Here is a 24,413-nt window from a genome sequence, read left to right on the forward strand (position 1 = left end):
GATGAACAAAGCAGTAATACTTAAAATTGCAGGTTTAATAACCGTACCGCTGTTGGTGATGATTGTCGCCATGTACTTCCTGTATCCTTATATCAACAAAGAAGACTATCAGGAATTAGTGCAGACGCAACAAGAAAAGCTGGATTCTGAGTTTGATGCGTTAGGCATACCTGCTCAGGGAGATTCAGTCATCGCTGTTCTCTCTGATACAACAGTGGTTATGGATTCGGTGGCCATTGATACCCTGGTTAACAATGAGCTTCAACTGGCATTGGAAGAAAATACTCTTCTGCATAAGCGAGTAGATTCTCTGATTGCTGAGATCGAGATGCTTAGAGCAAATCAACCGGAAGAAACGGGTACAGAAGATATTCAGGAGCTCAGCAAAGAAGAGTTTGCACAACGTATTAAAAGTCTGCTGAACCTGGAAGAAGACGATTTGGCTCCCATCCTGGAAAAAATGACTAACGAGCAGTTGGTGAGGCTTTACAATGGAGGTGGTACCATTCAGCGGGAGAAAATACTGCGGTCGTTGAACTCCGATAAAGCAGCCAAACTTATGACGGAGATTATGTTATGATAAAGCAGTTATTATCATCAGCCGGGAGTAGTAAAGAAACCGGACTGGCAACAAATATTACCAAACGAAACGGAGATGAAGGAGATCAGGCCTCCCAGGGACTATTTGGTTCTATACTGAAAACAGTACAGGGTTTTGGACAACAAGCGGAATCAGATAATACTTCTTCGATGAAGGAGGAAGGTCAGTCGGAAGATACAACCCTTGCCAACGAAACCACGCTTGCTAAGGATGAAGTTACTGGAAATGAAAAAGTAACGGTGCAAGAGCAAGAAGAAAATGAACAGAACCCGGAAGTAACCGGGGCAGAGGGAGCAGGAGAAAATCCTGAGTTAGAAACCACTGAATCTGAAAACAATCCTGCAGCGGGGAAGGGCGATGCGATGTTACCTGCTGACAGTGAAGATACTTCTTTATCTGAAACTGAACGTGCAACTGAGGCATCCAAAAAGAATGTAGAAACGGCTGGGTCAACGGCCAAAACCGAACAGAAATCGACTCTTTCGGAAACGGTTACAGGTGTAAGTGAAACCTCGAATTCTGAAGGGGATCTTAAAGCTATACACACCAAGGCTGTTTCTGAAACAGAAAGTACAGATCAAGCGGTGAAACCTACTGTTGAAATGGAGACCGGGGAAGTTAAATCCGCTGAACCGGTTACACCTCAAACGGAATCTTCGGCTTTGAGTGGCTCCGAAGTTTCTGAAACCACTGAAGGTGAAGAAGCAGGTAAAACAGCTGATACGGTGAAAGAAACGGTATCAGAATCAGAAACCGAACTTCAGGAAATTGAAGGAGATTCAACAAAAGCTTCTTTAACAAACAATGTAAATAACCCGGCTTCCGCCTCATCTTTAAGTACTGAGGGGGCAGCTCCTCAGCAAAAGAATCAAAAAGTTGTTGAGCAGGTATCTGCAAACAACCAAAAACAGCAGATTGAGGAAAGCTCTGAGACTAATGAAACCGATCCCGAAGCAGAGGTGGATGGAACCAAACAGGCTATGCGGGCAGCTACGGGCCAAACCGTTACTGGGGCTCCTGAATTAAACCAGGGAATGCAGAGCCAAAAAGCGGAAGAAGTAAGAGAAAAGAGATTCCGCGAAAACTACGCTTTTTCAGGCCGGCAGGAACTGACCTCAGAGCGACTTGATATCATAACCCAGGGAAGGGACTCAAAAGCACCGGTTACCTTTTTATCGCAACTGGATGTTCCGCTTCAGGCCATTCAGAATCAGATGAGCCCCGGCCAAAACTCTACGATGACAACCGAGCAGGAGCTGATACTGAAAGAATATCTAAAAGAATCGGTTGATATGACCGAGCAGAAGGATACTTCCAACGCTTTGTTTGCCAGAATGGGAGAAATACCCGTCTCAAATATGCTGGTTCGAAGAACTGTAATGCCATCGCTTACTCAGGCTGTTCAAAAAACGATTTCAGCCGGTAAAGCAACTCCGGAAACCTGGCAAAAGCACAGTTTTGAACTGGAAGATGGAAACAGCATTCAGCTTTCTACCCGACAGGTGGATGGAGTATTACAGGTGAAACTGGCAACTACAAGTGTGGAATTAAGTCGCCTGATGCAGCAGTACGAACAAGAAATTAAGCAACACCTGGAGCAGGAATGTCAACTGGACGTCAACCTTCAGTTTGATGGCGGTGAACAAGGGCAGGAGATGTCAGGCTTCTTTGGGAACCCGTCTTCCTCCCGGCAAAAAGCTGAGATGACGAAATCAAGTGCTGAAAAAGAACAGTCATCGGTAAAAAACACCGAAAAGAACTTACAACAAACCGTCCGACGATTTGGGTACAACCAAATGGAATGGACCGCTTAAAGGAACCGAACCATGGATGTAAATAGCATAACTTCACAAGCTTCAGGAGCATTTGCACAACAAGGGCAGACTAAGAAAAGTCAGCTCGGGCAACAGGAATTTTTACACCTGTTGGTGGCGCAAATGCGTAATCAGGATCCCATCAACCCAATGGATGGAGCCGAATTTGCATCCCAGCTTGCTCAGTTTAACTCAGTGGAGCAGCTGATCAGTGTGAATAACGGCCTGAAAACCTTGCAAGGCAGCCAGGATATGATGAGCGCCAGCTTAACAAACTCCATGGCCGCATCTTTGACCGGAAAGCAGGTGAAGGCACTGAGCAATGAGGTTCACCTTGGTGCTGAAGGTAATTCTGAGATTCAGTTTGAACTGAATAACTCGGCCGATTCGGTTGAGATTATTATCCGCGATGCGAGTGGTTCAGAAATTCGCCGCGAAACAATGAACGGGTTGTCATCCGGCGACCACGACTGGACATGGGACGGGCTGAACAACGCCGGTGACCGCATGGGAGAAGGAGATTATACCATTGAAGTGAAGGCAGCGAACGGGGATAACCCGGTAGGCTCGCTGGTATTTATTGAAGGTATAGCCGACAGAGTACGTTATACATCGGAAGGGGTATACCTCTCGGTGAATGATGTAGAGATACCTATTGGTGATGTTGAAGAAGTAGGTACTGGAATATTCTAAACGTAATTAATCAAAAAAACCAAAAAGGGGCATTGAGTAGCATCGCCCGGCAGTACTAAAGGCTGCAATTTTCAAAAAGACAGGAGATAACTTATGTCATTAGTCAAATCTTTAAATTCAGGTGTTAGTGGTTTGAGAGCATTTCAAACCAAAATGGATGTTATAGGTAATAACATTGCAAACGTAGAAACGGCGGGCTACAAATCATCATCGGTAACTTTTGCTGAGATGATGAGTGAGCGATTAGGCCGGGCCGGCGGTGGTGGAGATTCTTCTCCGCAGTTAAGCAACCAGGTAGGGTTGGGAGTACGCGTATCTTCCATCAGCCGCGACTTTAGCCAGGGTGCGATGCAAAGTACAGGTCGTTCTACCGATTTAGCCATTGAAGGCGAAGGATACTTTATGGTGTCAGACGGTGGAGAAAACCTGATGACCCGTGCCGGTAACTTTGTATTTAATAAAGACGGTATGCTGGTTGATCAGGCCGGACGTTCGGTTCAGGGATATATCGCTGACAGTTCCGGAAATATTCTGGGCGGTGGTACAGCTGAAAACGTTCGTATCGATTTTGAGAACGTTCTTCCCCCAAAGAAAACAGATAACGTAACGCTTGCCGGTAACCTGAACGCAGGAACCAGTGTAAGTAAAGTACTGCAGGCGCAAAGTGGGTTTACAACTGCTGCCGGTGATAATGCAACCCTGGCAACCCCGATTAACGATCTCAGCCAAACGCTTACAGATCTCTCTGCCGGTGATGTAATTTCATTTGATGTTACCTTAAATGACGGAACAGCAACAACCATTAACCATACCTATGCTGCCGGTGATACCGTTGGAGATATGATCAACAGCTTCAACAGCGGATTGACCTCAGCAGAAGGCCAGCTGACACTGATTGACGGAATGATGAACCTTCGCTCAGCTACAATGGGCGACAGTGACCTTGATATTTCAAATGTATCTATAACCGGAGCAGGAGACATCAACTTCCCTGGACTACAAACTATTCAGGAAGGTCAAACCAATACTCAGACGATGAGTACTACGGTTTACGATGATCTCGGCCAGGCACACTCACTGATGCTTGAGTTTACCCAAACAGGTACTAACGAGTGGCAATACGACGCTCGTTTCCTTGATGGTGAAACCATTTCAAGCGGAGCGTCCGGAACCGTTACATTTGATGAACTGGGTCAGCTTTCTTCTGGCGACATGCTGAATATGACGTTTGAGCCGGGCCGCGGAGCAAGCACTTCCAGCTTCTCTGTAAATCTCGGTGATTCCCAAACCGGAACCCGGTTTACACAATATGCAGGATCCAACTCTGCTAAGGTGATTAGCCAGGATGGTTATACCCAGGGACAGCTTATTGATGTTGCTATAGACGGAGCCGGACAGGTTCAGGGAATCTATGACAATGGAAACAGCACCGTTCTGGCGCAGCTTGCTCTTGCGCAGGTTCAAAACCAGAATGGACTTGAAATGGTAGGCAGTGGATTATTCCGTGCCACCTCAGCTGCCGGTGAGATGTTTGTAAATACTGCCGATAGTTTCGCAGGAACCGCCATTAATTCCGGTTCTTTGGAAGGTTCAAATGTTGACCTTGCCAAAGAGTTCACAAATATGATTACATCACAGCGTGCTTATCAGTCGAATGCACGTGTAATTACAACTTCTGATGAGATGTTGACAGAAGCGGTGAATCTGAAAAGATAATTAGCCGAACATAGCTAATTTTTCATAGTTAAGGTTAAAGCTCTGCTCTCAGGAATTGGTCGGTGGATCAATTTTGGGGGTGGAGTTTTTTTATGCTTATGAACTTCAAAAAAGTGTCGATACCAATCCTATATCACTGAACCACTTAGTTCCGATACGCTTTTTAGAAAAACAGGGGGGATATCCTCTTAAGATTTTTATCCATACACCGATAAAGGAAATATGTTAGATCGTTCAACAATCATAGGATTAATTACTGGGTTTACCCTGATCATCGGTTCCATCATGATGGAAGGAAGTATTCTCATATTCTTGAGTTTGTCCTCTCTTTTTATTGTGGTTGGTGGTGCTATGGCTTCAACCATGATCAGCTTCAGCGTTGATGACATCAAAACGAGTTTTAAGACCTTCATGGGGTTAATGAAAGTGACCTCTATCGACCTCCGTACCGACATGGAGTTACTCAGTATGTTTGCCCGGCGTGTAAGAACCGGTGGATTGTTGATTCTGGATAACGACATCAAACATTTAAAAGATGACTATTTGAAGAATGGTCTTCAGCTGGCGGTAGATGGTTTCAAAGAAGAAAGCCTGGATAGCATTCTGGCAGATGAAATTAAAGGAGCGGAGCGGGATTTAGAACTTGCTGCCGGTGTTATGAATTCACTGGCGACCTACGGACCTGCCTTCGGTATGATTGGGACTATAGTAGGGCTGGTGTTGATGCTTCAGAATATTTCGGATCCGGAAGCGCTTGGAGCCGGCATGGCGGTGGCCCTTTTGACAACACTATATGGTAGTATGTTCGCCAATATGATCGTGGGTCCGTTGGCAGCTAAATTAGAGTATTTGAGTGAAATTGATTTGAACCGAAAGCGAATGTTCCGGGTGGGCATTTTGTCCATCGTTGCCGGCGAAAACCCGCGCATCATGGAAAAGAAAATGCTCATTCACATTGATCCGCACAGCAGGGCTGAGTACGTCAAACATCATGAAGAGCTAAAAATCATTAAACAACGCGACGAGAAGTTCTACAAACTTTGGATCGAACAACAGGATAAGGAATGGGAAAATCTGAAGGAGATTCTCAAGGCTGGTTAGTGACCTATAGCGACCTTGTGACGTTGATTCTCACGTTCTTTGTGTTGCTATATACGATGACATCCGGTGTTGAGAAAACATCATTTAATAGTTTTATACAATACTTCCAGAAAAATGCGGGCTTTCTGCCGGAATCTCAGGCAGCAGTGGAGAGTATTGAGAATAAGATTGAACCTGAGCAGCTCGAGCAGATGATGGAAGAGCAGATGGAGCGCTGGGAAGCCTTTGCGGACTTCCTTCATGAGCAGGATTTATCCTCAGAAGTGGATATTCAATTACTCCAGGACGGGGTGAAAATAACACTAAGTGATTCTCTGACATTCGAAAGTGGTTCTTCGGATCTGCTCCCAGAAGCTAAGGTGGTTTTAGAGCAGGTGGCTGATGTACTGGGCGATCGGGTACTTGATATTGAAGTGCAGGGCCATACCGATAATGTGCCCATCAGTAATATGATGTATAAATCGAACTGGCATTTGGGAGCCGCCCGCTCAGTATCAGTTGTACAATATTTACAAGCCCAGGCGGACATGGATCCTTCGCATTTTAAAGCAAGTAGTTTTGGGGAATACCGGCCTGTGTCAGAAAACGAATCAACGGATGGCAGAAGAAAGAACCGGCGCGTAGAAATCTACCTGAAAGACCTGATTGCTAAAGGAGCTCTTGAAGCCGTGCTTCCATTCGAAGAGCCCATCCCGGTGTATAATTCAACAACTAATTAAGGTATACGGCCATGGCCACAGAGAATAAAAACGAGAAAAAAGACAAAAAGGAACTAAAGGGAAAGAAGCGGAAAGGCGGGCCAAATTTTCTGAAGCTCGGAAAATATTTCCTGCTTTTACTCATCCTTGTGGGGCAGGGATTCCTGGCTTATGCCATCGTGGATAAATATTATCCAACCGTTTTTGCTAAAATGAGTGAGAAAAGTCCTTCGGATTACGGCACTTACCAGATGGAAGAGATGGTGGTGAATCCAGCCAACACTTATGGGAAAAGATACCTGATGGTAGAAATAAGCCTTGAATTAGACGATAAAGACCATGTTTCGCTTCTCGATGAAAATATGATGAAGCTCAAACAAGAGATCATTGATGCACTTTCTTCCCGTAATGTTGACCAACTTACCCAAGTAGCCGGGCGCGAAGAATTAAGGAGAGAACTTTCGGGATTAATTAATTCATCTATCGGAGTCCGTTCGGTACGCAATTTGTATTTCACTAAATATGTAATGCAATGATCGTAAACCAAGAACGGAAACTCTTATGGAATCGAAGCTGCCCAAGCATACATTGGGAAATGTTAAATATGTAGAATCCTACGATTTCAAACATCCAAAGCTGTTTAGTAAGGAAATCATGAGGACGCTTCATGCTATTCATGAAGTATTTTCCAGAAACCTAAGCCGCATTTTCAGCTCCTCACTTCGTTATAAAGTGGATGTGTACCTTGATAAGGTAGATCAACTTTCATCAGCAGAGTTTGTCCGGGAAATAAAAAGCCCCAGTACCATTTATCTGCTTTCGGTAAATGAACTTGGCGGTGAAGTAATTGTCGTCCTCCCTCCTGAATTTTGTATTCACCTGATTGAAAGACAAAGCGGTGGTGCTGAAAAGAAACTAAGTGAGCGACGAATCCTCACCATCATTGAAGAGAAAATTATGTCGCGGGTAATGGGGAGCATCAGTAATGAGATTGTGATGGCCTGGGAACCCTATATGGACTTTAAGGTGGACGGTATAAAGTATGATAGCAAACCGGAGAATCTCCACCTGGCTTCGGTTGATCCCAATATCGTAGTGAAATTTGCGGTAGATATGGGTGATCAAAAGACAGAGATTGGCATTTCCTATTCTTACAGCCTGCTTAAAAAAGCGATGAACGATACTATTATGAAGAAAGGGATGAGCTCACGCAAGGAGCAGCTTTCTGAGGAAGAAATGGAGTCGTATAAACGGACGCTGGAAAAAGCTAATCTACACATTCAGTCACTGCTGGGTACAACCCGTCTTACGCTGGATGAAATCATGAATCTCAAAGAAGGTGATACCATCCCGCTTCGGCAAAAGTCAGACAAACCGCTGGAAGTACGGGTAAATGGTGTGAAGAAAATGACAGCCTATCCCGGGGTTATTCAGGGCTATCGGGCAGTCAAAATTTTTGAACTCCTCGAGGAAATTAACGAACAGGAACTGGTATAACTATGAATTACTATCAAGAACAACTACAAAACAACCTTCCCGATATAGAGACGTATTTAACCTCTGTTCTGCTGGAAGAAACGAATATTGAAATTACCTCTTTTGAGACCATATCGTCAGAAGATTTTCTGGAGAAAATGGTTAAGGAAGATATTTTCATCCTTACAAGAGATGAAAATACTGAGACGGACCTTGTGTGTATTCTGGATAAAGAATGGTTTGCCATCCTTTCCAGTATTATGCTGGGTGTAGATGAAAGCTCATTCAATGAGGTTACTAAAGACTTGTTGAAGAAGTTCTCATCCGAACTTTCCGCTACGCTGTCAAAAAAATTGCAAGGGGAAGGCCAGGTGTTTGAACTCCGTGAGCTTGAAGTGCTGACGCTCAAGCAACTGGAAGAGAAGTTAGGCCATACGGAATATTACTTTGGCACCATGGAAGTGGAAGGGCTGGCTGATGATAAGATCAAAGCAGCGGCTTTGTTCGGAAATCCGGAAGCACAGGTTGAAGTAGAGGAAGAGCCTGAAGAGGAAGTTCAGGAAGAACTTGCCCGGGATGAGTTCACCCCATCCGATTCCGAAGAACTTGAAAAAGCAGGGGCACAGGAAGAGGTGATTTCGGGCCGCTACATAGAGTTTGAAGATTTTGAGGAAACAACACCCGCCATCAAAAACGGGGACGGCAACAGCATGGAGTTGCTTAAAGATGTGGAAATGGATGTTTCGGTAGAACTTGGACGCATCGAATTACCGCTCGGTAAAGTGCTTCAGCTTGCCAAAGGTTCTGTGATAGAATTAGAGAAACTGGCTGGTGAGCCGGTTGATATCCTCGTGAATGGGCAGCGAATTGCCCATGGAGAAGTTGTGGTTGTTGATGAACACTTTGGGGTACGTATCTCAAACCTGATTACCACCCGCCAACGTTTAGCCAAGCTATCGTAATGGACTTCACCCAAATTCTTTCACAGTCAAAAAAGAAGCCGCAGAATGTGCTTAGAATAGTGCTTGCCTTTGCCGTGGCTTTGTTGGTTATCTGGATGTTTCTGGTTTCACGAATGGAGTTTTCAGCCACTGAAAAAGTAGCCTCCGATCCGGAAGCTATTGAACGCACTCAAGGTTTGAAAACAAGCCTCGGGCAAAAAACCCCTGATGTTGAGGTATCAGCTACAGAACCGGAAAATGCCGGAGAAGACAACGTTTTTCAAAATGCCTTTACCACGTTTCTAGTAATGATGGGAATGCTTGGCTTGGTTTGGTTTTGGGCGAGAAAGAAATCCGGTTCAACCCGGCAGAAGCACGACGGCCGTGACCTGGGAGAACATATTCTGGGGCAGGGTGCACAGCTTAAGTTTGTAGAAATTAATAACGAGGTTTGGGTAATGGGAATGACGGCAGGATCACTGAATTTACTTCATCGCATCCCTAAATCTGAGTGGAATGAAAACGAAGGTTTGGAAGAAATAGCAGAGATCAAAAACGGATCGGCTGATTTTAAATCACTCTACAAAATGTTCAAGAACTAAGATGAAGTTGAAGTTTAATAGTACATTTTTTGTGAAGATTTTTTTGGTGATGGCTGCGTTGTTTGTAGCAGCCCCATCAGCCTCTGAAGCTACACCGATTAACGTAGCTTCGGTAACAAGTCCGATGTTTATCCAGGCTATTCCGCAAATCGATTTGTCGATTGGAAATAGCGGGCCTACGGCACAGGACGAAGATTTTACCTTACCTATCCAGGCACTGATTTTAATTACGGTGCTTTCATTCGGGTCGGCCTTCATTACTATGATGACCAGCTTTACCCGGATTATCGTAGTGTTTTTCTTTCTACGGATGGGATTGGGTACACAACAATCGCCTCCAAATCAGGTGCTTGTTGGGCTGGCGTTATTCCTCACGATTTTCATTATGAAGCCGACCTTTGACCGAATGAACGAGGAGGCCATTCAGCCTTACATAAACGAAGAGATGACGCAAATGGAGGCGCTGGGTGCAGCCGCAGTGCCACTCAAGGAGTTTATGGTTCGGCAGACATCAGACCAGGATCTGCTGTATTTCATGGACATGGCGGAAATCCAAAGTGTGGATGACATAGAAACGCTGCCGCTTTACGTAGCTGTACCTGCCTATGTTTTAAGCGAACTCAGGGTGGCGTTCCAGATTGGCTTTATGATTTACCTGCCCTTTATGGTGATTGACCTTGTGGTTGCTTCCATATTGCTGGCGATGGGTATTATGTTCCTTCCGCCGGTAATGGTTTCGTTGCCTTTTAAAATTCTTGTTTTTGTACTTACCGACGGTTGGTATTTGCTGGTACAATCACTTGTTGAAAGTTTTAATTAGAGAACAATGAATATAGATACAGCACTTTATTGGTTACAGGAAATGCTTACAGCCGTTGTGGTTTTATGCTCACCGGCTATGGTTGGGGCACTGGCTGTAGGTTTGGCCGTAGCTATTTTCCAGGCCGCAACATCCATTCAGGAAATGACGCTGAGTTACATTCCCAAGATGATTGTGGTGGTCGTGGTACTATTCTTTGCCTTTGGATTTATGTTGCAGTTTGCGGTTGATTTTACACAACGTGTGTTCGACTTCATTCCGCAGATAACTCAATAACCACTGGTATTCGTGCTTACCCAAACCGCAACCCGGAGATAACAGATGGAATCACTAACGGTAGATATGATTTTATCGGTGTTTCTTGTTTTTACAAGGGTGGCTGCGCTTATCATGACCGGACCTTTTTTCAGTTCGGCCGCTTTTCCCAAGCAGATTAAGCTGTTTTTTGCCATGGCGACTACCATCCTGCTTTTTTTTGCCATCCCGGCCGATGGGGCTTTTGTTTCAGCGAGTGATGGTACGCTCTTTATTTTTCAAGCCATTATTCTTGAAGTTTTAGTAGGTATGGCCTTGGGCCTGGTAGGCCAGCTTGTGTTTGCAGGTCTGGAAATGGCGGGGATGCTCATCAGTTTAAATACAGGCCTTAGCTTTGCCAATATGATTGATAGCCAAACCCAACAACAAAGTGCGGTACTCAGTAACCTTTTCAGTATGATTGCCGTCTTGGTTTTCCTATCGATTGATGGAGATAAGGTTTATATAAGTGCGCTGGCTAAAAGTTTTGAGGTTATACCGGTAAATGAAGCCCAAATTCACCTGGCCGGTCCGTATATGCTTGAGATCGCCACTTACCTTTTTACAATCGGAGTTCAGATTGCATCACCATTTATCATCGTTCTGTTTTTACTGGACGTATCGCTGGCAATTTTTGCACGGATCATGCCACAGGCCAACATGATGTTTATAGCTCTTCCCATAAAGTTTGGAGTAGGAATCGCCTTACTAATGCTCGCCATTCCATACCTGCCGGCCGCCTTCGATTTGATGTTCCAACACCTTTACGACTTCCTGGTAGAAGTGATGGGAGTTATCTCCCCTCTGGAATTCTAAAGAATTTGAACCAGAATAAGCTAGGTAATCATTTCGTGGCTAAGGTTCATCGCTATGCTATGAATGACTTTCGAGTTAGGGTGGAGGTAACCTAGAATAAGTCATCCTGAACGGCAGGGAGTAGAAAAGTACAGGGAGGTAATCGCGAAGGATCTATGCTATGAATGGTCGATAAACAGTTGGTAACTTTGAATGACAATCATGGTAATCCCGAAATCAAGCCAATCAAGGTTCCTATGCTTTTGAACCTTGATTAATGGGATTAAAGGATAGCCTTGATTACATTTTAGAATAGTATCCACCATTTAATCTTTTTCGCGAAGCCATGAATGACTTCGCTTGTGTACCTGAAAACATTCGAATATTATCGGATCCTTTCCCTTTAATTCTGAAAATAGTAGATACCGGGTTCTTTCAGGCCTGTAAATCAATATGCCCGCCGATGGTCTCATCTTTAGTCTTCGGCTTTTGGGGCTCTTTGGCATGAGATTGAACTTTAAACTCGCTCACGGCTTTGGAATGCAATGCCTTTTCTTCGTCTATGATAAAGGGAGGGCGGTCTTTATCCTGCCGGTCTTGCCGGCCTTTTTTCTGCTTCTCTTCGGCTTCCTGTTTGTGTTTCAGGAGCTCCGGCAGTTTTGTAAAGCGTGTTATTTTTGGTACGAGTGACATGTTGAAATAACGAAAAGGTTGTTCGTTATTCCTTTATCGGACAGAAAGGAGCAGATATTAAATTAGAATTGACGGATTACCGAATTGAACGATGTTAGAGTCATCCTGAGCGCAAGGAAGTAGAAATGGGAGGCTGTTTTCTGCGAAGGATCTGAGCCAGAACCTGCCCGGTAAATATTTCGTGGCTAAGATTCATCGCTCTGCTCTGAATGACGGGGAATAGGGGTAAATGTAAACGTAAAGGTAAAAACGAGTTGCGTATTAGTTGTTAACGTACATAACCTGTTCCTGTCCGAGGTCGTCCTTGAGTTGAATAAGCAGCTTACCTACGATTTGAGAAATTCGGGCTTCGGTGAGTTCCAGCAGTAAAGCAATTTCACTCATGGTCATATCTTCATAATAATAGAGCATCAGAATCAGGCGGTCTCTTTCCTTAAGCTGTCCGATTTTTTTCTGCAGGGCTTCGGTGCGCTCCTTCTTTTCCAAGTTAGTATCCGGTGTTTCTGAGTTGGGATCTTCATGGAAATCGTAAAAGGAACCCGAATTTTCATCATAAGCAGGCGTATCCAGGGAAAGTACATTTCGCTGCTGTACATTGGAAAGCAACTTGTAATAATCATCCATTGGCATTTCCAGCTCGTTGGCGATTTCTTCATCAGAAGGTTCGCGTCCCAGCACCTGGCTCAGGCGCTGAATTACCTCCTGTACCTGTCCGTAGTTCTTGCGTTGCTTTCTTGGAAGCTGATCAATACTGCGCAAGTAGTCAACGATGCTACCACGGATGCGGTAATAAGCAAAGGTGTTGAACTGAATATTTCGTTCACAATCGTACGAATCCAAAGCCTGGAGCAGCCCGATGATACCGGCACTTTCCAGATCTTCACGATGAGCCAAAGGTTGATCAGGACGGTTTATCTTCCCGATGATACTTCGAATCAAAGGGGTAGACTTACTTATAATAGAATTTCTGATCCCGTTTGCAGGGTTTGTACAATAGATGTCAACCAGTTCTTGTAGTGATTTATTTCCCATGATTAGCCTTCTCCGTTAGCATTAGATGTACTCCCGCCATTTGGCATAGACATACCATCCGAATTTTGTTCTTCACGAAGAACATTCAGCAGAAAAATGGAGATATAAACCACGGCAAACAGAATCATAAATGTGAGCATACTGCGGTACAGTGCCACTTCAATGTTCACCCCGGAAATCATCAGAAGCATGAATAGAATCAGTGAAATTACAGTGATCAGTCGTATTAACATGGTTAACTCCTTCCGTTAGTGTACAGTTTTTAAAAGTTTTCTTTCTTCAGTATTGGCGTAAGCCAGCACGTTTTGTGCGATGAACTCGAACTCCTTCAGGATATCTTGTTCAGCATCTGTATATAGTAGTGGTTTTTGTTTTTGAACCGATTTCCGGATCTGATCGCTTGCCGGGATAAACCCAAAATATTGTGTCTGCTTATTCAGGAAGTAATTCAGGATGGTGTTGAATCTCTGATAGGTACTTTGGGCTGTGTCTTCGCTTTCTGCATAGTTCACAATACTTGCGAAGTTATACCCGGGATCGATGTTAAATACGTATTTACATAACCGGTATACATCTGAGATGGCCGTGGGTTCATCAACCAGCACCAAAACTCCGGTTTGTGAAATATCCAGCGCCCATAAAGCCATTTCACCTGCACCGGCCGGGGTATCAATGATGACAAAATCATGGTTTTGTTTCAGGTACGCGGTAACCTGATCGAGGGCATCCATAAACAGGTCTGGCTTAAACTTGTTTTCACCAGGCTCATTGGCTCCCGTAACCAGTGTAATCCCGCAGGTATTACAGGGAAGGTCCTCAATGCCGCATTTTCCTTCCATCCAGCTGCTAACTGTTGCACTCACAGGCTCATTCAACAGGGTGGCACAGTTTGCAAGGCCGAGATCGGCATCCAGCAAGGCTACTTTAAAACCCAGTTTACTAAGCATGGTAGCCGTATTCACACTGGTCATACTTTTACCTACTCCACCTTTGCCACTTATCACAGTGAATACAAATGGTTGTTCTAATTTAATTGTCTGTTTCATAGTTTTAATTTTCCTGTAATACCTTTTGAGCAAACCATTGTGGATTAAACTCATTCAAGTTATTCAACTTGTTGCCGGAGCTGATGTACCGGGCGCTGCATCCCATCTTTTGCAGGAACGGAATTACCGGCCCCCACTGTGTTACTTCATCAAGGTGAGTGATCGCCACATAATCGGGCTGAAGAGGATGGTGAGTAGCTGATGAATTCTGGAAATAAAATCTGTTTAAGGCAGCATTCACAACATAATGCACCTCTAAGGGAGCAAGAGGAGAAAGCAGCTGTTTGATCTTCCAGAACTCCCGGAAGGAGTTATCCTGTTCGGTACTCAGCGATGGGGTGTCAATAAATACATGATCAAATTCACCCAATTCTTCTACAATCTTTGATACATCCAGTCCGCTTTGCACTTTGAAATATGGAATTTCACGTTCCGCACAGAATGGCTCCAGAATGGTATAGTAGGGTTCGGAATTTTTGGACTGCGGGTAAACCGATACCACTGCCAATTTCTTGTCGATCATAAAATCAGGATGCTGAGTCAGTTTCATAATCAGCTGAGTTTTACCGGCACCTGACGGACCTGCAAATAACATGAATTTCTGAGCTTTTTCTTCTGAAGGTTTGCCCAAAGCATTGCGGATAATAGCTGCCAGTTTAGACATGAACAACTCACCCTGGTCATAAGGGTCAATCCCTTCTTTAATAATATCGCTGAACCAACCCGCAATTACGCTGGTGTTTATTCCGGTGTGAACCAGCTGCTGAAAAGCAGGGTGTGAGGCATAGTCCAGGTTGGCCGAAATAAGGGCTGAGTCAAGCAACGCCTCCAGTTTGTCAAACCGTTTGTGCAGGGCTTTTATCTCGCGCTCATTATGCCGGGCTGATACCACCTCCTGAACTTCAGGGGCTTTATTAGCCTGTGGTTTCGATGGTTTGAAATGGGTGATGAAACCGTTGTTCTTTGCTTTCGGAGCATTAGCTTTTTTGGGCTCATCTTTTGAGTCTTCCGGCTGTGAAACAGGCTCTTCAATCTTATTTTCTTTTTTCTTTTCAGGAGCTGGTTTTACCGGTCGAATGAAGGAACGGCTATACAACAATTCGGAATTTTTTTCCTGCCGGGGCTCATTTGCTTCCTCTAAAGTCGCCGTTCCATTTTGATGCCCGTTTAACTCTGCCCCCATTTGCTGCTCTGCAAACTTGCGAAGAGAGCCTAATGTATCTTTACGGGGTTGACCATTTGTATGGCCATTTTTGGGAGGAACCGATGTTTCTCCCGACCGTTCAAACATAACACCTTGTTCAGGCTCTTGTTTAGGCTTTGCAGGTACTGAAGGTGTTGTATGCCCATTCTGCTTGTCGTTTGTTTGCCCTTCTTTCTTACCGTCAGAGAATATGGTTATGCGGGCTTTGCCGTCGGCTCCATCACCTTCAAAGGATTCAATGACCAGAAAATCATCCCCATACATCTGCTGGGCACTTTTCTTAGCCGCCTCAATTGTTTTCCCAAAAATATTCTTCAATATCATGCCAGTACGTGTTCTTCAGGTTGTTGCGCTGGTTGTTCTGTGTTAGCCGCAGGTTGATTCATCTTTACATTGTCTTCAATCTTCAGTCGGCCGAATGTTTTAAACTGTACGTCTTGACTAATGTCGTTGTACGACAGCACATTTATATCTGGCAAAATTGGTGCCAAAAACTCAAAGAGGGTAAAGCGAAGAACCGGAGAAGTAAGCAAAATCGGCTCAAATCCCTGACGAATCATACTGTCAAAAGTGGCTGATGAATTCTTGTATAATTTCTCAACTGTATCAGGGGTAAGCCCAAGCGTGTTACTGTTCAGCGTTCCCTGCTGGGCTTGTGCGATTAAGTGAGATTCCAGGTTAGAGTCCATCATCACTACCGTTACTTCGTTCTCGTTATTGGAGTACTGTCGGGTGATGGTCTCCGATAAAGCAGCACGGCAATACTCGGTAAGTACATCGGTGTTGTTGGTTTGATGACAATAGTCGGCCAGCGTTTCCAAAATGGTAACCAGGTCTTTCACCGGCACTCTTTCACGAAGCAGGCGCTTCAATACTTTTTGGATTTCTCCTACTTTCATACCGTCCGGAATCAATTCCTCAACCAGGGCAGAATGCTGTTCTTTAATGTTGTCAATGAGCTTTTTAACCATTTGTCGGTCAACAAGCTTGTGGGCATTCTTCTTCAGCACTTCCATCAGGTGGGTGGTTATAACCGCACCGGATTCAATCACCGAAAGGCCATATTTTTCCGCCTGCGATTTGTTTTTTCCACTTACCCAAATGGCGTCCATGCCAAAGGTGGGGTCTTTGGTTTCAATGCCCTGAATATCCGGTTTAAAATCGGCAGGGAGTAACGTGAGATGGTAGCCGGGTAAAATTTCCCCATCGCCCTGCATAATCCCTCTCATCTTAATAGTATAGTGGTTGGCATCAAGCTGAACATTGTCCCGTATTCGGATAGAAGGGATGATGATACCGAGTTCGGAAGCCAGCTGTTTTCGGAGTGATGTCATTCGATCTAGTAAGTCTCCACCCTGGCTGGCTTCTACCATTGGAATAAGGCTGTAGCCAATTTCCAGCTCAAGCGTATCCATAAGCAGGTAGTTCTCAACCGGATCCTCGGCTTTACCGGACAGTTCTTTGGTTTCAGCGGCTTCTTCTTCAAGCCTCTCATCTTCTTCACGCTGAAAGTTTTTCACTCCCATAAACAGGAAGAAACCGGCAATACTCCAGAACGGAATAACCGGAAGTCCGGGCAGCATCCCCATAAAAAACACAAACACAGCACCAATGATTACGGTCTTAGGGTTACCCAGAAGCTGAAATTTAAGTTCGTTACCCAGATTTCCTTCCGAAGCGGCCCGCGAAACCATGATACCGGCAGCGGTTGAAATCAACAGTCCGGGAATCTGAGAAACCAGGCCGTCACCAATGGTCATCAATGTATATTTAGCAGCGGCTGCTCCAATAGGCATCCCAAGCTGCACGGTCCCGATAATGAGTCCACCGATAATATTTATAAAGGTAATGAGGAGCCCGGCGATTACATCACCGCGAACAAACTTACTGGCACCGTCCATGGCTCCGTAAAAATCGGCTTCACGGGCAATTTCTTCTCGTTTCTTCTTGGCTTCTTCATCGGTAAGTAATCCGGCAGCGAGGTCGGCATCAATCGACATTTGTTTACCGGGCATGGCGTCCAAAGTAAATCGGGCGGCAACCTCAGCAATACGGGTAGCACCTTTGGTAATTACCACAAAGTTGATGATCACCAAAACCGCAAAAATGATAATCCCGATTACAAAGTTGCCTTGTACAATAAACCCTCCAAACGACTCAATAATGGAACCGGCATAGCCTTCACTTAAAATGAGGCGGGTGGTTCCCACGTTCAGCGATAGCCGGAACAGGGTGAGGATCAAAAGCATACCGGGGAATACGGCAAATTGTAAAGGCTTTAAAGCATAAAAGGCTACCAGCATCACAATAAGAGAGAGGGAGATGTTTAACGCCAGGAAGAAATCCATCAACTGGGTGGGGAACGGTATAATCATAATCAGCAGGATCATGATGATACTGGAGGAAATTAAGACATCCGTCTGGAAAAATGTTCCTTTTAACTTATCGGTTGTGATTCCGCCAAAGGCCATATGAATTATACTTTGTGTTTGTTTTTCAGTTTATAAACGTACGCCAAGATCTCTGCTACGGCACGATATAGGTCTGCAGGAATGAATTCGTCTTCCTCAGCCGTCGCATAAAGAGCACGGGCTACAGGTACATTCTCTACAATAGGTATGCCATACTGTTTGGCGAGCTCTTTTATTCTTAAAGCACGCAGTCGTTTTCCCTTCACCATTACTATGGGTGCGTTGCTTTTTTCGGGATCATATTTAAGGGCAACGGCGTAGTGGGTCGGGTTGGTGACTACCACATCGGAAGCAAGCACCGCATGATCCATTCTTTTTTGCTGGCGGAGTTTCATCCCGAACTTTCTACGCTGACCTTTTACATGCGGGTCACCTTCCATCTGCTTGTATTCGTCTTTTACTTCCTGTTTGGTCATGCGGAGGTCTTTGCGATGCTGGAACCGCTGGTAAACGGCGTCGGCAATGGAAAGAATCAACAGGGCGGCCATAATCCGGGTTACAAACAGAAGGATGAACGAACCGGACTGGCTCATGCTATAATCAAGAGGGGAGATAATAAAGGAGACAAAGTGGTTCACATCACTCCGCATGGTGAAGTAAGCCACGATCAGGATGATGAACAGTTTGAGCAATCCTTTTACCAGTTCCACCAATCCCTTAGTAGAGAAAATATTTTTCAGTCCGCTAAGTGGGTTCATCTTGCTGCCTTTGAACTTCAGAGCATCAAAAGAAAAGACGCCACCGGTTTGTACCACATTTACAAGAATGGCCACTACAAATAATACGATCATGGTAGGGGTAAGCATTTCCATGCCGGCCCACAGTGCATCCTGAAGGTAGCGCGTAGCTTCCTCCTGATCGGCGAACCCTTTTCCTGCATTTGAGAAAAATGACTCAAACAATTTGGTAAGCCGGTCTCCGATTAAACCGCTCATGGCCACAAACGATATAATCGCGGCAACCATAAGCGCTACAGAAGACACTTCCTTACTGACGCTTACATTCCCTTCCTTCCTCGCATCATCGAGGCGTTTCTGGGAGGGTTCCTCCGTTTTTTCCTGATCTGATTTATTATCTGCCATGTACTATGGTTATCAAAAACAGTACCACGGCTGACGGCTTTATAATTCGGCTGAATTAGCAGGGTTGAGGGAGCAGATGCAGGACAAAAAATCCAGTTAACGGAAAACATTTCCATAAACAGGGTATGCGAAGAAGGGGTGCAACTTTTCCCGTTTCAGGAAATTCTTTCTGTGGCAAGGCATGATTATCTGAATCAACATTAATAGCCGATTCAGTGCCGTAATACATGATTTTTTCCCTCAAAACGCATGCGTAAAGGCTGCTTTTAGAACCTTATTAACGCCTCACCCAAAAACATTTCAACCCGGATGGCACAGATTTTGTAATTCCATCGGTGAGAATCGCAGGAAATGTTATCCATGGTTCTCGGCGGATTTTTGAAATCCTTAAATGATGATCACAAACAGTTACCCATGATTGACAGATTATACACCCAAATGCAGGCGATGCAGGTTTTGAACCGGTCTCAGGAAATGACCGCGGATAACCTGTCGAATATTAATACGCCGGGTTTTAAAGGTACTAAAGTGTTTTACCGCATGTTCCAGGAGAACGTGAATGGAAAAACGATTTCAAAGAGTGTGCCTATGCAACAAGTGAATCTGGAACAAGGCGTTTTAGAGCCAACCGGTAACGAATTTGATATGGGTATTAATGGTGATGGATTTTTTGTGGTGGAAGATAACGGCGAGCAGTTTTTAACTCGTGACGGTCGCTTCCACCTTGACCCCGATGGTTATCTGGTTAACAGTTCCGGAGCCAAAGTAATGGGCGATTCCGGTCCGGTTCAGCTTGCAGAGTATATGCAGTCGAACGGAGAAACAGGCGGAAGTACCATGCTGGAAGTATCTAAAGACGGAACCATTCGGCTGAATAATAAAGCAATGGATCGCCTGCGCATTGTAAATGTGGAAGACCCGGGCATGCTTAACAGAAAAGGTAGTGCCTACTTCTCGGTGATGGATGAAGATATGCTTTCTGAAGATAACACCGGGATGGTGATGCAGGGATATTATGAAAAAGGAAATGTACAGCCCCTGACGGAAATGGTGGATATGATGAGAAATATGCAGGCTTTTGAGAGCCAGCAGCGAGCTTTAAAAACAACCGATGAAATGCTTTCTCAGGTAACCACCCGATTGGGAAGATTTTAATTATTAAACAACAGAATAAACAACAGCATTATGTTTAGAGCATTAAGTACAGCCGCACTTGGAATGAGTGCTCAACAGCGATCGGTAGATAACATAGCCAACAACCTGGCTAACGTTGGGACCACCGGTTTCAAAAGAAGCACGATCGCTTTTCAGGATCTATTCTATGAAAACATAGCATCCTCCAAGCTGGGCAATTCCGGAAACCAGAATTCAAGCGGGCCATCGCTTCAGATCGGGCATGGTTCCCGTGCTGTAGCTACCATTCGAAATTTTATGCAGGGCTCGGTAGCTGAAACAGGCAATGCTCTGGATATGGCCGTCAGCGGTGCCGGTTTCTTCCAGGTAGAACTGCCTGATGGGAATATTGGCTATACCCGGGATGGAAATTTCAGCCGGGATGCCACCGGGATGCTCGTCAATAACTCCGGATTACCATTAGCCAGCCAGATTGAAATCCCAACTGATGCCGTAGCTATTGAAGTTTCACAAAACGGAACGGTTACAGCACTCATGGCCGGTGATAACACACAGGTTGAATTAGGTCAGATTGAACTGGCCAAGTTTTCCAACCCGGGCGGACTCGAAGCACTCGGTGATAATCTGTTTGCGGAAACAGAATCTTCCGGGATGCCCTTTTTCGGTGAGCCGGGTTCAGAAGGCTTTGGAGTGGTTCGCCAGGGATATCTCGAGCAATCCAATGTGGATATTGTAACCGAAATGGTGCGGCTGATTGAAGCTCAGCGAGCCTATGAGACCAACTCAAAAATGGTCCAAACCGCTGAAGACATGATGTCGGTAACCAACTCTATTAAACGATAAGACCCATAAGCAATCTATAGCATCGTGATACCGATACTCCTCATAATATTTTCATGCACCTCTGTGGTAGCGGGGCCGGCGTACCCCACTGCTTCTGATGAAACCAGGCAGGTTATCATAGAGAAAGCACAGGAATCCATAGAGTCATTATTTGACCCTGAGGAGTATCGGTTCACTCTTTCTGCCCGGTGGATGCCCGGCAGTTTGCTAAATGCCCAGCCGAAACATGTGCGCTCTGTAAAGTTGCAGGGATCTGTTGAAAAATACACCAATTTCGAAGTGCTGTATCTGGATGGTAAAACTATTGAACAAGTAGAAATACAGCTCAAAGTGGAAACGGAACAAAAGCTACCGGTTCCCAACCAAAGAATGATGAGCGGACAAACCATTGAACCCGGTGATGTAACCCTTCGATGGGTTCCTGTACGAATGGGACGAGAAGAACCGGTTCGAAAAATAGAAGACCTGGCGGGAAAGACATTGAGAAGAACCGTGAACCCGGGGCAACCCATTTTTCAATCTGAAATAAGCACTCCATTCCTGGTAGAAGCAGGAGAGGATGTAGATCTGTTGTTCACGGAGTTTGGAATTCAAATTATTCTGACTTGTGAGGCCCGTCAAAGCGGTTCTATTGACGAAGAAATTCAAATTTATTGCAAAGAAACACGAAATAAATACCTGGGCAAAATTAAAGGTCCGGGAGAAGCACTATGGCAAAAAACACATTGACAAACCGAATTGTACCCGTTGTTCTTTTTCTCACGCTGCTGTTCTCGGGCACGTTGTATGCTCAGAATTCTCTCTACAGAGATGTGAAAGCAAACCGTGTGGGAGACATCATTACGGTAATTCTGAAAGAAAGTACATCGGGCAGCTCAACTTCCGATTCCAAGCTGTCAACCAGCTCAGACGGATCAGCTAACGGCGCCATAAGTGGCAACTTTCTGCCGTTTGAGCCGACTTTTGGTTCGGGAGTGAATGTGAATTACGGTTCGGACCAGAAAAACCTCTCCAGCCAGCGGCAGTTACTCGAAGGCTATATAAGTGTTCAAATTATTGAAGTAACCGACCGGGGTGACCTCATTGTAGAAGGCAACCGTATGACCGAGGTAAATGGAGAAGTGCACAAAATGTCGATTACCGGTACCGTTCGGCAGAATGATGTGGACAGTCGAAACCAGGTGCTTTCTTACCGCATTGCCAACGCCAATATCAGTTACCAGAAAATGGGGGGCATCAGGAAGAAAAAACAACACAAAGGTTTACTTAAGAAAGTAGTGTTCACCGGAGTCACTCTTGGGATGGGTGCTGCTATGATATTGCGAGAACTACAACGATGAACATCATTTCAGAATCAATCAACATGAAAAAGAAAGTTTACTCCCTGGTTATTGTAGCTCTTGTGGTATTCGGTGTATCCGTTCCTTTACAGGCACAGTCTAAGCTGGCTGATCTGGTGGAAATTCAAAATGCCGAACGCACGGAACTGATTGGCTACGGACTGGTTACCGGTTTGGACCGAACAGGGGATCGTTCATCCAGTAGCAGGGGATCAGTTTTTACGGTTCAGTCGATTGCCAACATGCTGGAGAATTTCGGGATCACGGTGGATGCTGAGCGCCTGCGTACCCGAAACGTAGCCGCTGTTATGGTAACGGCTACCATCACTCCATACCATGCCCCGGGAAGTGAGATTGATATCACCGTTTCTTCTTTGGGAGATGCCAGCAGTTTGCAGGGAGGAGTATTGCTCCAAACCCCGCTTTTTGATCCTGATAATGATGCTGTTTTTGCCAAGGCTCAGGGTCCGCTGATTGTTGGAGGAATTACAGCTGAAATACCCGGCGCCCGGCTCAGCCAGAACCAAACTTTGACGGCAACCATCCCAAGCGGAGGTACCGTAGAACGAAACGAAGAATTTAATTTAAGTACGGAAGAACCTTTGGGGCTGGTACTGAGAGAACCTAATTATGCCAACGCCCGGAATATGGTGGAAATCATCAATGAGACTTTCGATGAAGAACTGGCCTCTATGCATCACCCCGGATTAGTGAAGGTGAACTGGCCGGAAGCGTTCAGAGACCGGGGTACCATGAACGTTTTTACCAGCATTATTCTGGAGCAGGAAATTCAGGTAGAATCGCCGGCTAAAGTTGTCATTAATGAACGAACAGGAACCATTGTAGCTGGTGGAGAAGTGGTTATCGACGACGTGATGATCTCTCATGGAAATATACAGGTGCGTACTCAGGTAACACCGTATGTGAGTCAACCACCGGCCTTCAGCGGAGGGGAAACCCAGGTATTCGACGTACCCGAAGCAGGCATAAGCGAGCAGGCCGCTCAGACAATTGTATTGGAACCGGAAACAAATGTACAGCAACTGGCGGGATCACTGAATGCTTTGGGGCTAAGTCCAAGGGATATCATATCCATTTTTCAGGCACTGGACAGAGCCGGTGTATTACGCGGCAAACTCATTGTAATGTAGAGGAAAAAGAAACGGAAGATGACATGAAAGTAGACGATTCGTTCTTAAACATAGCCCGAAATCAGGTTGATAAAAACAGAAGCCAGGATCTTCAGAAAGAGAAGGCGGCTACTGATTTTGAAGAAATTTTTGCAAAGCATTTGGTGAATGAGCTCACTAAAGACTCGTTTAAGATGTCCGATAAAGGTGGCATGATGGGTCAATCGAACAATATGTATAGAAGCTTTATCACCGATGCGCTGGCCAGTGAACTGGCGGCTCAAAGAAAATTAGGAATGGCAGATTTGGTTTCCAGGTACTGGGATCAATCTTCAGCATCCGCCAAAAAGTAATTCAATAATTAAGAAACAAAGCAATGTATACCATATCCGATACCACTTCATTAGAACAGATAGCAGAATCGGTTGACCTGCTTCATAATTGCTCCAAACAGATTATTAAGGTGATGGAGGACCAGATTGATGCTATCATCGCCTCAAACGCTGTGAGAATTGAAGAGCTTTCTGAAGTGCATGGTAATCTGTCTAAACGCTTTAAAATTCACGAACAAGAATTCATCAGTGAATTATCCGCAATATTAGCCACTTCAGGGAGTACAGCACCGGTACGGTTGGTGAGCCTTAAGGAGGTGTTTCCGGAATCGGTAACTGCCATTGAAAAATGGCATAAAACTCTAACGGCTGATACCAAAGATCTTCAGCGTAAACATAACCAGATTTTACAACTGCTTGAGTTTGCGATGAGCCAAAATGCCCGCATGATGCAGTCTATGTACAGCGTGCATAATGAAAAAAATACCCATTATGCACCTACAGGCAAACAATCAGGAATTACAACCGGTGTGGCTATTAACCAGGAGATCTGAT

At 45.0% G+C, this 24,413-nt stretch carries 27 protein-coding genes; 20 read left to right on the plus strand and 7 right to left on the minus strand.

Annotation, left to right across the window (positions count from 1 at the left end; translation table 11 throughout):
- The first annotated feature begins 1 nt into the window (after nt 1).
- The 13 genes from ABFW99_RS13980 to fliR all read left to right on the plus strand — a co-directional run bounded on the left by ABFW99_RS13980 (nt 2) and on the right by fliR (nt 11,572).
- Complete coding sequence (locus ABFW99_RS13980; RefSeq protein WP_349355663.1) at nt 2-580, plus strand: hypothetical protein; 579 nt, start codon at nt 2-4, stop codon at nt 578-580.
- Nucleotides 577-2,415: a hypothetical protein gene (locus tag ABFW99_RS13985; RefSeq protein WP_349355662.1), complete on the plus strand. Its 1,839-nt coding sequence runs from the start codon at nt 577-579 to the stop codon at nt 2,413-2,415. The genes ABFW99_RS13980 and ABFW99_RS13985 overlap by 4 nt, the downstream gene beginning before the upstream one ends.
- A 12-nt stretch (nt 2,416-2,427) precedes the next feature.
- A complete protein-coding gene (locus ABFW99_RS13990) occupies nt 2,428-3,108 on the plus strand; it encodes a flagellar hook assembly protein FlgD (RefSeq protein WP_349355661.1) in 681 nt (226 codons plus the stop codon).
- A gap of 93 nt (nt 3,109-3,201) precedes the next feature.
- Nucleotides 3,202-4,824 carry a flagellar hook protein FlgE gene (locus tag ABFW99_RS13995; protein WP_349355660.1) on the plus strand — a complete coding sequence of 541 codons (1,623 nt, stop codon included), beginning with the start codon at nt 3,202-3,204 and terminating at the stop codon, nt 4,822-4,824.
- 222 nt (nt 4,825-5,046) lie between these two features.
- Nucleotides 5,047-5,925 carry a motility protein A gene (locus ABFW99_RS14000; RefSeq protein WP_349355659.1) on the plus strand — a complete coding sequence of 293 codons (879 nt, stop codon included), beginning with the start codon at nt 5,047-5,049 and terminating at the stop codon, nt 5,923-5,925.
- Nucleotides 5,889-6,644: an OmpA/MotB family protein gene (locus ABFW99_RS14005; RefSeq protein WP_349355658.1), complete on the plus strand. Its 756-nt coding sequence runs from the start codon at nt 5,889-5,891 to the stop codon at nt 6,642-6,644. Before ABFW99_RS14000 ends, ABFW99_RS14005 begins: the two co-directional genes overlap by 37 nt.
- An 11-nt stretch (nt 6,645-6,655) precedes the next feature.
- Nucleotides 6,656-7,159: a flagellar basal body-associated FliL family protein gene (locus tag ABFW99_RS14010; RefSeq protein WP_349355657.1), complete on the plus strand. Its 504-nt coding sequence runs from the start codon at nt 6,656-6,658 to the stop codon at nt 7,157-7,159.
- A 25-nt stretch (nt 7,160-7,184) separates the two neighbouring features.
- Nucleotides 7,185-8,120: a flagellar motor switch protein FliM gene (locus tag ABFW99_RS14015; RefSeq protein WP_349355656.1), complete on the plus strand. Its 936-nt coding sequence runs from the start codon at nt 7,185-7,187 to the stop codon at nt 8,118-8,120.
- Nucleotides 8,121-8,122: 2 nt separating this feature from the next.
- Nucleotides 8,123-9,061 carry a flagellar motor switch protein FliN gene (fliN, locus tag ABFW99_RS14020; protein ID WP_440707533.1) on the plus strand — a complete coding sequence of 313 codons (939 nt, stop codon included), beginning with the start codon at nt 8,123-8,125 and terminating at the stop codon, nt 9,059-9,061.
- Nucleotides 9,061-9,642 (plus strand): flagellar biosynthetic protein FliO, encoded by a 582-nt coding sequence (locus tag ABFW99_RS14025; protein WP_349355653.1) that lies wholly within the window; start codon nt 9,061-9,063, stop codon nt 9,640-9,642. The genes fliN and ABFW99_RS14025 overlap by 1 nt, the downstream gene beginning before the upstream one ends.
- A 1-nt stretch (nt 9,643) precedes the next feature.
- Entirely contained in the window at nt 9,644-10,462 is an 819-nt protein-coding gene (gene fliP, locus ABFW99_RS14030; protein WP_349355652.1) for a flagellar type III secretion system pore protein FliP, read from the plus strand.
- A gap of 6 nt (nt 10,463-10,468) precedes the next feature.
- On the plus strand, nt 10,469-10,738 hold the full coding sequence (gene fliQ / locus ABFW99_RS14035; protein ID WP_349355651.1) for a flagellar biosynthesis protein FliQ: 270 nt from the start codon (nt 10,469-10,471) through the stop codon (nt 10,736-10,738).
- A 45-nt stretch (nt 10,739-10,783) separates the two neighbouring features.
- Nucleotides 10,784-11,572 carry a flagellar biosynthetic protein FliR gene (gene fliR / locus ABFW99_RS14040; RefSeq protein ID WP_349355650.1) on the plus strand — a complete coding sequence of 263 codons (789 nt, stop codon included), beginning with the start codon at nt 10,784-10,786 and terminating at the stop codon, nt 11,570-11,572.
- A 414-nt stretch (nt 11,573-11,986) separates the two neighbouring features.
- Here the strand turns inward: fliR and ABFW99_RS14045 are convergent, their stop codons facing one another.
- The 7 genes from ABFW99_RS14045 to flhB all read right to left on the minus strand — a co-directional run bounded on the left by ABFW99_RS14045 (nt 11,987) and on the right by flhB (nt 19,079).
- Nucleotides 11,987-12,244, minus strand: coding sequence for a hypothetical protein (locus ABFW99_RS14045; RefSeq protein WP_349355649.1), 258 nt, complete (start codon nt 12,242-12,244; stop codon nt 11,987-11,989).
- A gap of 261 nt (nt 12,245-12,505) precedes the next feature.
- A complete protein-coding gene (locus ABFW99_RS14050; RefSeq protein WP_349355648.1) occupies nt 12,506-13,276 on the minus strand; it encodes a sigma-70 family RNA polymerase sigma factor in 771 nt (256 codons plus the stop codon).
- A 2-nt stretch (nt 13,277-13,278) separates the two neighbouring features.
- Entirely contained in the window at nt 13,279-13,509 is a 231-nt protein-coding gene (locus ABFW99_RS14055; protein WP_349355647.1) for a hypothetical protein, read from the minus strand.
- Nucleotides 13,510-13,524: 15 nt separating this feature from the next.
- Complete coding sequence (locus tag ABFW99_RS14060; RefSeq protein ID WP_349355646.1) at nt 13,525-14,322, minus strand: MinD/ParA family ATP-binding protein; 798 nt, start codon at nt 14,320-14,322, stop codon at nt 13,525-13,527.
- A 4-nt stretch (nt 14,323-14,326) separates the two neighbouring features.
- A complete protein-coding gene (locus tag ABFW99_RS14065) occupies nt 14,327-15,850 on the minus strand; it encodes a hypothetical protein (protein ID WP_349355645.1) in 1,524 nt (507 codons plus the stop codon).
- The gene (gene flhA, locus ABFW99_RS14070; RefSeq protein ID WP_349355644.1) at nt 15,847-17,997 is read right to left on the minus strand and encodes a flagellar biosynthesis protein FlhA; all 2,151 of its coding nucleotides are present in this window, start codon (nt 17,995-17,997) and stop codon (nt 15,847-15,849) included. The genes ABFW99_RS14065 and flhA overlap by 4 nt, the downstream gene beginning before the upstream one ends.
- Nucleotides 17,998-18,002: 5 nt before the next feature.
- Nucleotides 18,003-19,079 (minus strand): flagellar biosynthesis protein FlhB, encoded by a 1,077-nt coding sequence (gene flhB, locus ABFW99_RS14075; RefSeq protein WP_349355643.1) that lies wholly within the window; start codon nt 19,077-19,079, stop codon nt 18,003-18,005.
- 414 nt (nt 19,080-19,493) lie between these two features.
- Between flhB and ABFW99_RS14080 the strand changes: the two genes are divergently transcribed.
- From ABFW99_RS14080 to flgN, 7 genes are read left to right on the plus strand one after another with little or no spacing between them, the layout of a single operon-like run.
- Nucleotides 19,494-20,234, plus strand: coding sequence for a flagellar hook-basal body protein (locus ABFW99_RS14080; protein ID WP_349355642.1), 741 nt, complete (start codon nt 19,494-19,496; stop codon nt 20,232-20,234).
- A gap of 30 nt (nt 20,235-20,264) precedes the next feature.
- A complete protein-coding gene (flgG, locus tag ABFW99_RS14085) occupies nt 20,265-21,056 on the plus strand; it encodes a flagellar basal-body rod protein FlgG (protein WP_349355641.1) in 792 nt (263 codons plus the stop codon).
- 24 nt (nt 21,057-21,080) lie between these two features.
- Nucleotides 21,081-21,785, plus strand: a complete 705-nt coding sequence (gene flgA / locus ABFW99_RS14090; protein WP_440707534.1) for a flagellar basal body P-ring formation chaperone FlgA — start codon at nt 21,081-21,083, stop codon at nt 21,783-21,785.
- Nucleotides 21,767-22,396: a flagellar basal body L-ring protein FlgH gene (locus ABFW99_RS14095; protein ID WP_349355638.1), complete on the plus strand. Its 630-nt coding sequence runs from the start codon at nt 21,767-21,769 to the stop codon at nt 22,394-22,396. The genes flgA and ABFW99_RS14095 overlap by 19 nt, the downstream gene beginning before the upstream one ends.
- 23 nt (nt 22,397-22,419) lie before the next feature.
- Nucleotides 22,420-23,547, plus strand: coding sequence for a flagellar basal body P-ring protein FlgI (gene flgI / locus ABFW99_RS14100; protein ID WP_349355637.1), 1,128 nt, complete (start codon nt 22,420-22,422; stop codon nt 23,545-23,547).
- A gap of 23 nt (nt 23,548-23,570) precedes the next feature.
- Nucleotides 23,571-23,879, plus strand: a complete 309-nt coding sequence (locus ABFW99_RS14105; protein WP_349355636.1) for a hypothetical protein — start codon at nt 23,571-23,573, stop codon at nt 23,877-23,879.
- Nucleotides 23,880-23,902: 23 nt separating this feature from the next.
- Entirely contained in the window at nt 23,903-24,412 is a 510-nt protein-coding gene (flgN, locus tag ABFW99_RS14110; RefSeq protein ID WP_349355635.1) for a flagellar export chaperone FlgN, read from the plus strand.
- The last annotated feature ends 1 nt before the right edge of the window (nt 24,413 follow it).

The organism is Gracilimonas sp. BCB1, assembly GCF_040117685.2.
Taxonomy (GTDB): domain Bacteria; phylum Bacteroidota; class Rhodothermia; order Balneolales; family Balneolaceae; genus Gracilimonas.

Coding starts and splice junctions, on each gene's coding strand:
- ABFW99_RS13980 (WP_349355663.1), top strand. CDS start 2: ATGAACAAAGCAGTAATACTTAAAATTGCAGGTTTAATAACCGTACCG.
- ABFW99_RS13985 (WP_349355662.1), top strand. CDS start 577: ATGATAAAGCAGTTATTATCATCAGCCGGGAGTAGTAAAGAAACCGGA.
- ABFW99_RS13990 (WP_349355661.1), top strand. CDS start 2,428: ATGGATGTAAATAGCATAACTTCACAAGCTTCAGGAGCATTTGCACAA.
- ABFW99_RS13995 (WP_349355660.1), top strand. CDS start 3,202: ATGTCATTAGTCAAATCTTTAAATTCAGGTGTTAGTGGTTTGAGAGCA.
- ABFW99_RS14000 (WP_349355659.1), top strand. CDS start 5,047: ATGTTAGATCGTTCAACAATCATAGGATTAATTACTGGGTTTACCCTG.
- ABFW99_RS14005 (WP_349355658.1), top strand. CDS start 5,889: ATGGGAAAATCTGAAGGAGATTCTCAAGGCTGGTTAGTGACCTATAGC.
- ABFW99_RS14010 (WP_349355657.1), top strand. CDS start 6,656: ATGGCCACAGAGAATAAAAACGAGAAAAAAGACAAAAAGGAACTAAAG.
- ABFW99_RS14015 (WP_349355656.1), top strand. CDS start 7,185: ATGGAATCGAAGCTGCCCAAGCATACATTGGGAAATGTTAAATATGTA.
- fliN (WP_440707533.1), top strand. CDS start 8,123: ATGAATTACTATCAAGAACAACTACAAAACAACCTTCCCGATATAGAG.
- ABFW99_RS14025 (WP_349355653.1), top strand. CDS start 9,061: ATGGACTTCACCCAAATTCTTTCACAGTCAAAAAAGAAGCCGCAGAAT.
- fliP (WP_349355652.1), top strand. CDS start 9,644: ATGAAGTTGAAGTTTAATAGTACATTTTTTGTGAAGATTTTTTTGGTG.
- fliQ (WP_349355651.1), top strand. CDS start 10,469: ATGAATATAGATACAGCACTTTATTGGTTACAGGAAATGCTTACAGCC.
- fliR (WP_349355650.1), top strand. CDS start 10,784: ATGGAATCACTAACGGTAGATATGATTTTATCGGTGTTTCTTGTTTTT.
- ABFW99_RS14045 (WP_349355649.1), bottom strand. CDS start 12,244: ATGTCACTCGTACCAAAAATAACACGCTTTACAAAACTGCCGGAGCTC.
- ABFW99_RS14050 (WP_349355648.1), bottom strand. CDS start 13,276: ATGGGAAATAAATCACTACAAGAACTGGTTGACATCTATTGTACAAAC.
- ABFW99_RS14055 (WP_349355647.1), bottom strand. CDS start 13,509: ATGTTAATACGACTGATCACTGTAATTTCACTGATTCTATTCATGCTT.
- ABFW99_RS14060 (WP_349355646.1), bottom strand. CDS start 14,322: ATGAAACAGACAATTAAATTAGAACAACCATTTGTATTCACTGTGATA.
- ABFW99_RS14065 (WP_349355645.1), bottom strand. CDS start 15,850: ATGATATTGAAGAATATTTTTGGGAAAACAATTGAGGCGGCTAAGAAA.
- flhA (WP_349355644.1), bottom strand. CDS start 17,997: ATGGCCTTTGGCGGAATCACAACCGATAAGTTAAAAGGAACATTTTTC.
- flhB (WP_349355643.1), bottom strand. CDS start 19,079: ATGGCAGATAATAAATCAGATCAGGAAAAAACGGAGGAACCCTCCCAG.
- ABFW99_RS14080 (WP_349355642.1), top strand. CDS start 19,494: ATGATTGACAGATTATACACCCAAATGCAGGCGATGCAGGTTTTGAAC.
- flgG (WP_349355641.1), top strand. CDS start 20,265: ATGTTTAGAGCATTAAGTACAGCCGCACTTGGAATGAGTGCTCAACAG.
- ABFW99_RS14095 (WP_349355638.1), top strand. CDS start 21,767: ATGGCAAAAAACACATTGACAAACCGAATTGTACCCGTTGTTCTTTTT.
- flgI (WP_349355637.1), top strand. CDS start 22,420: ATGAAAAAGAAAGTTTACTCCCTGGTTATTGTAGCTCTTGTGGTATTC.
- ABFW99_RS14105 (WP_349355636.1), top strand. CDS start 23,571: ATGAAAGTAGACGATTCGTTCTTAAACATAGCCCGAAATCAGGTTGAT.
- flgN (WP_349355635.1), top strand. CDS start 23,903: ATGTATACCATATCCGATACCACTTCATTAGAACAGATAGCAGAATCG.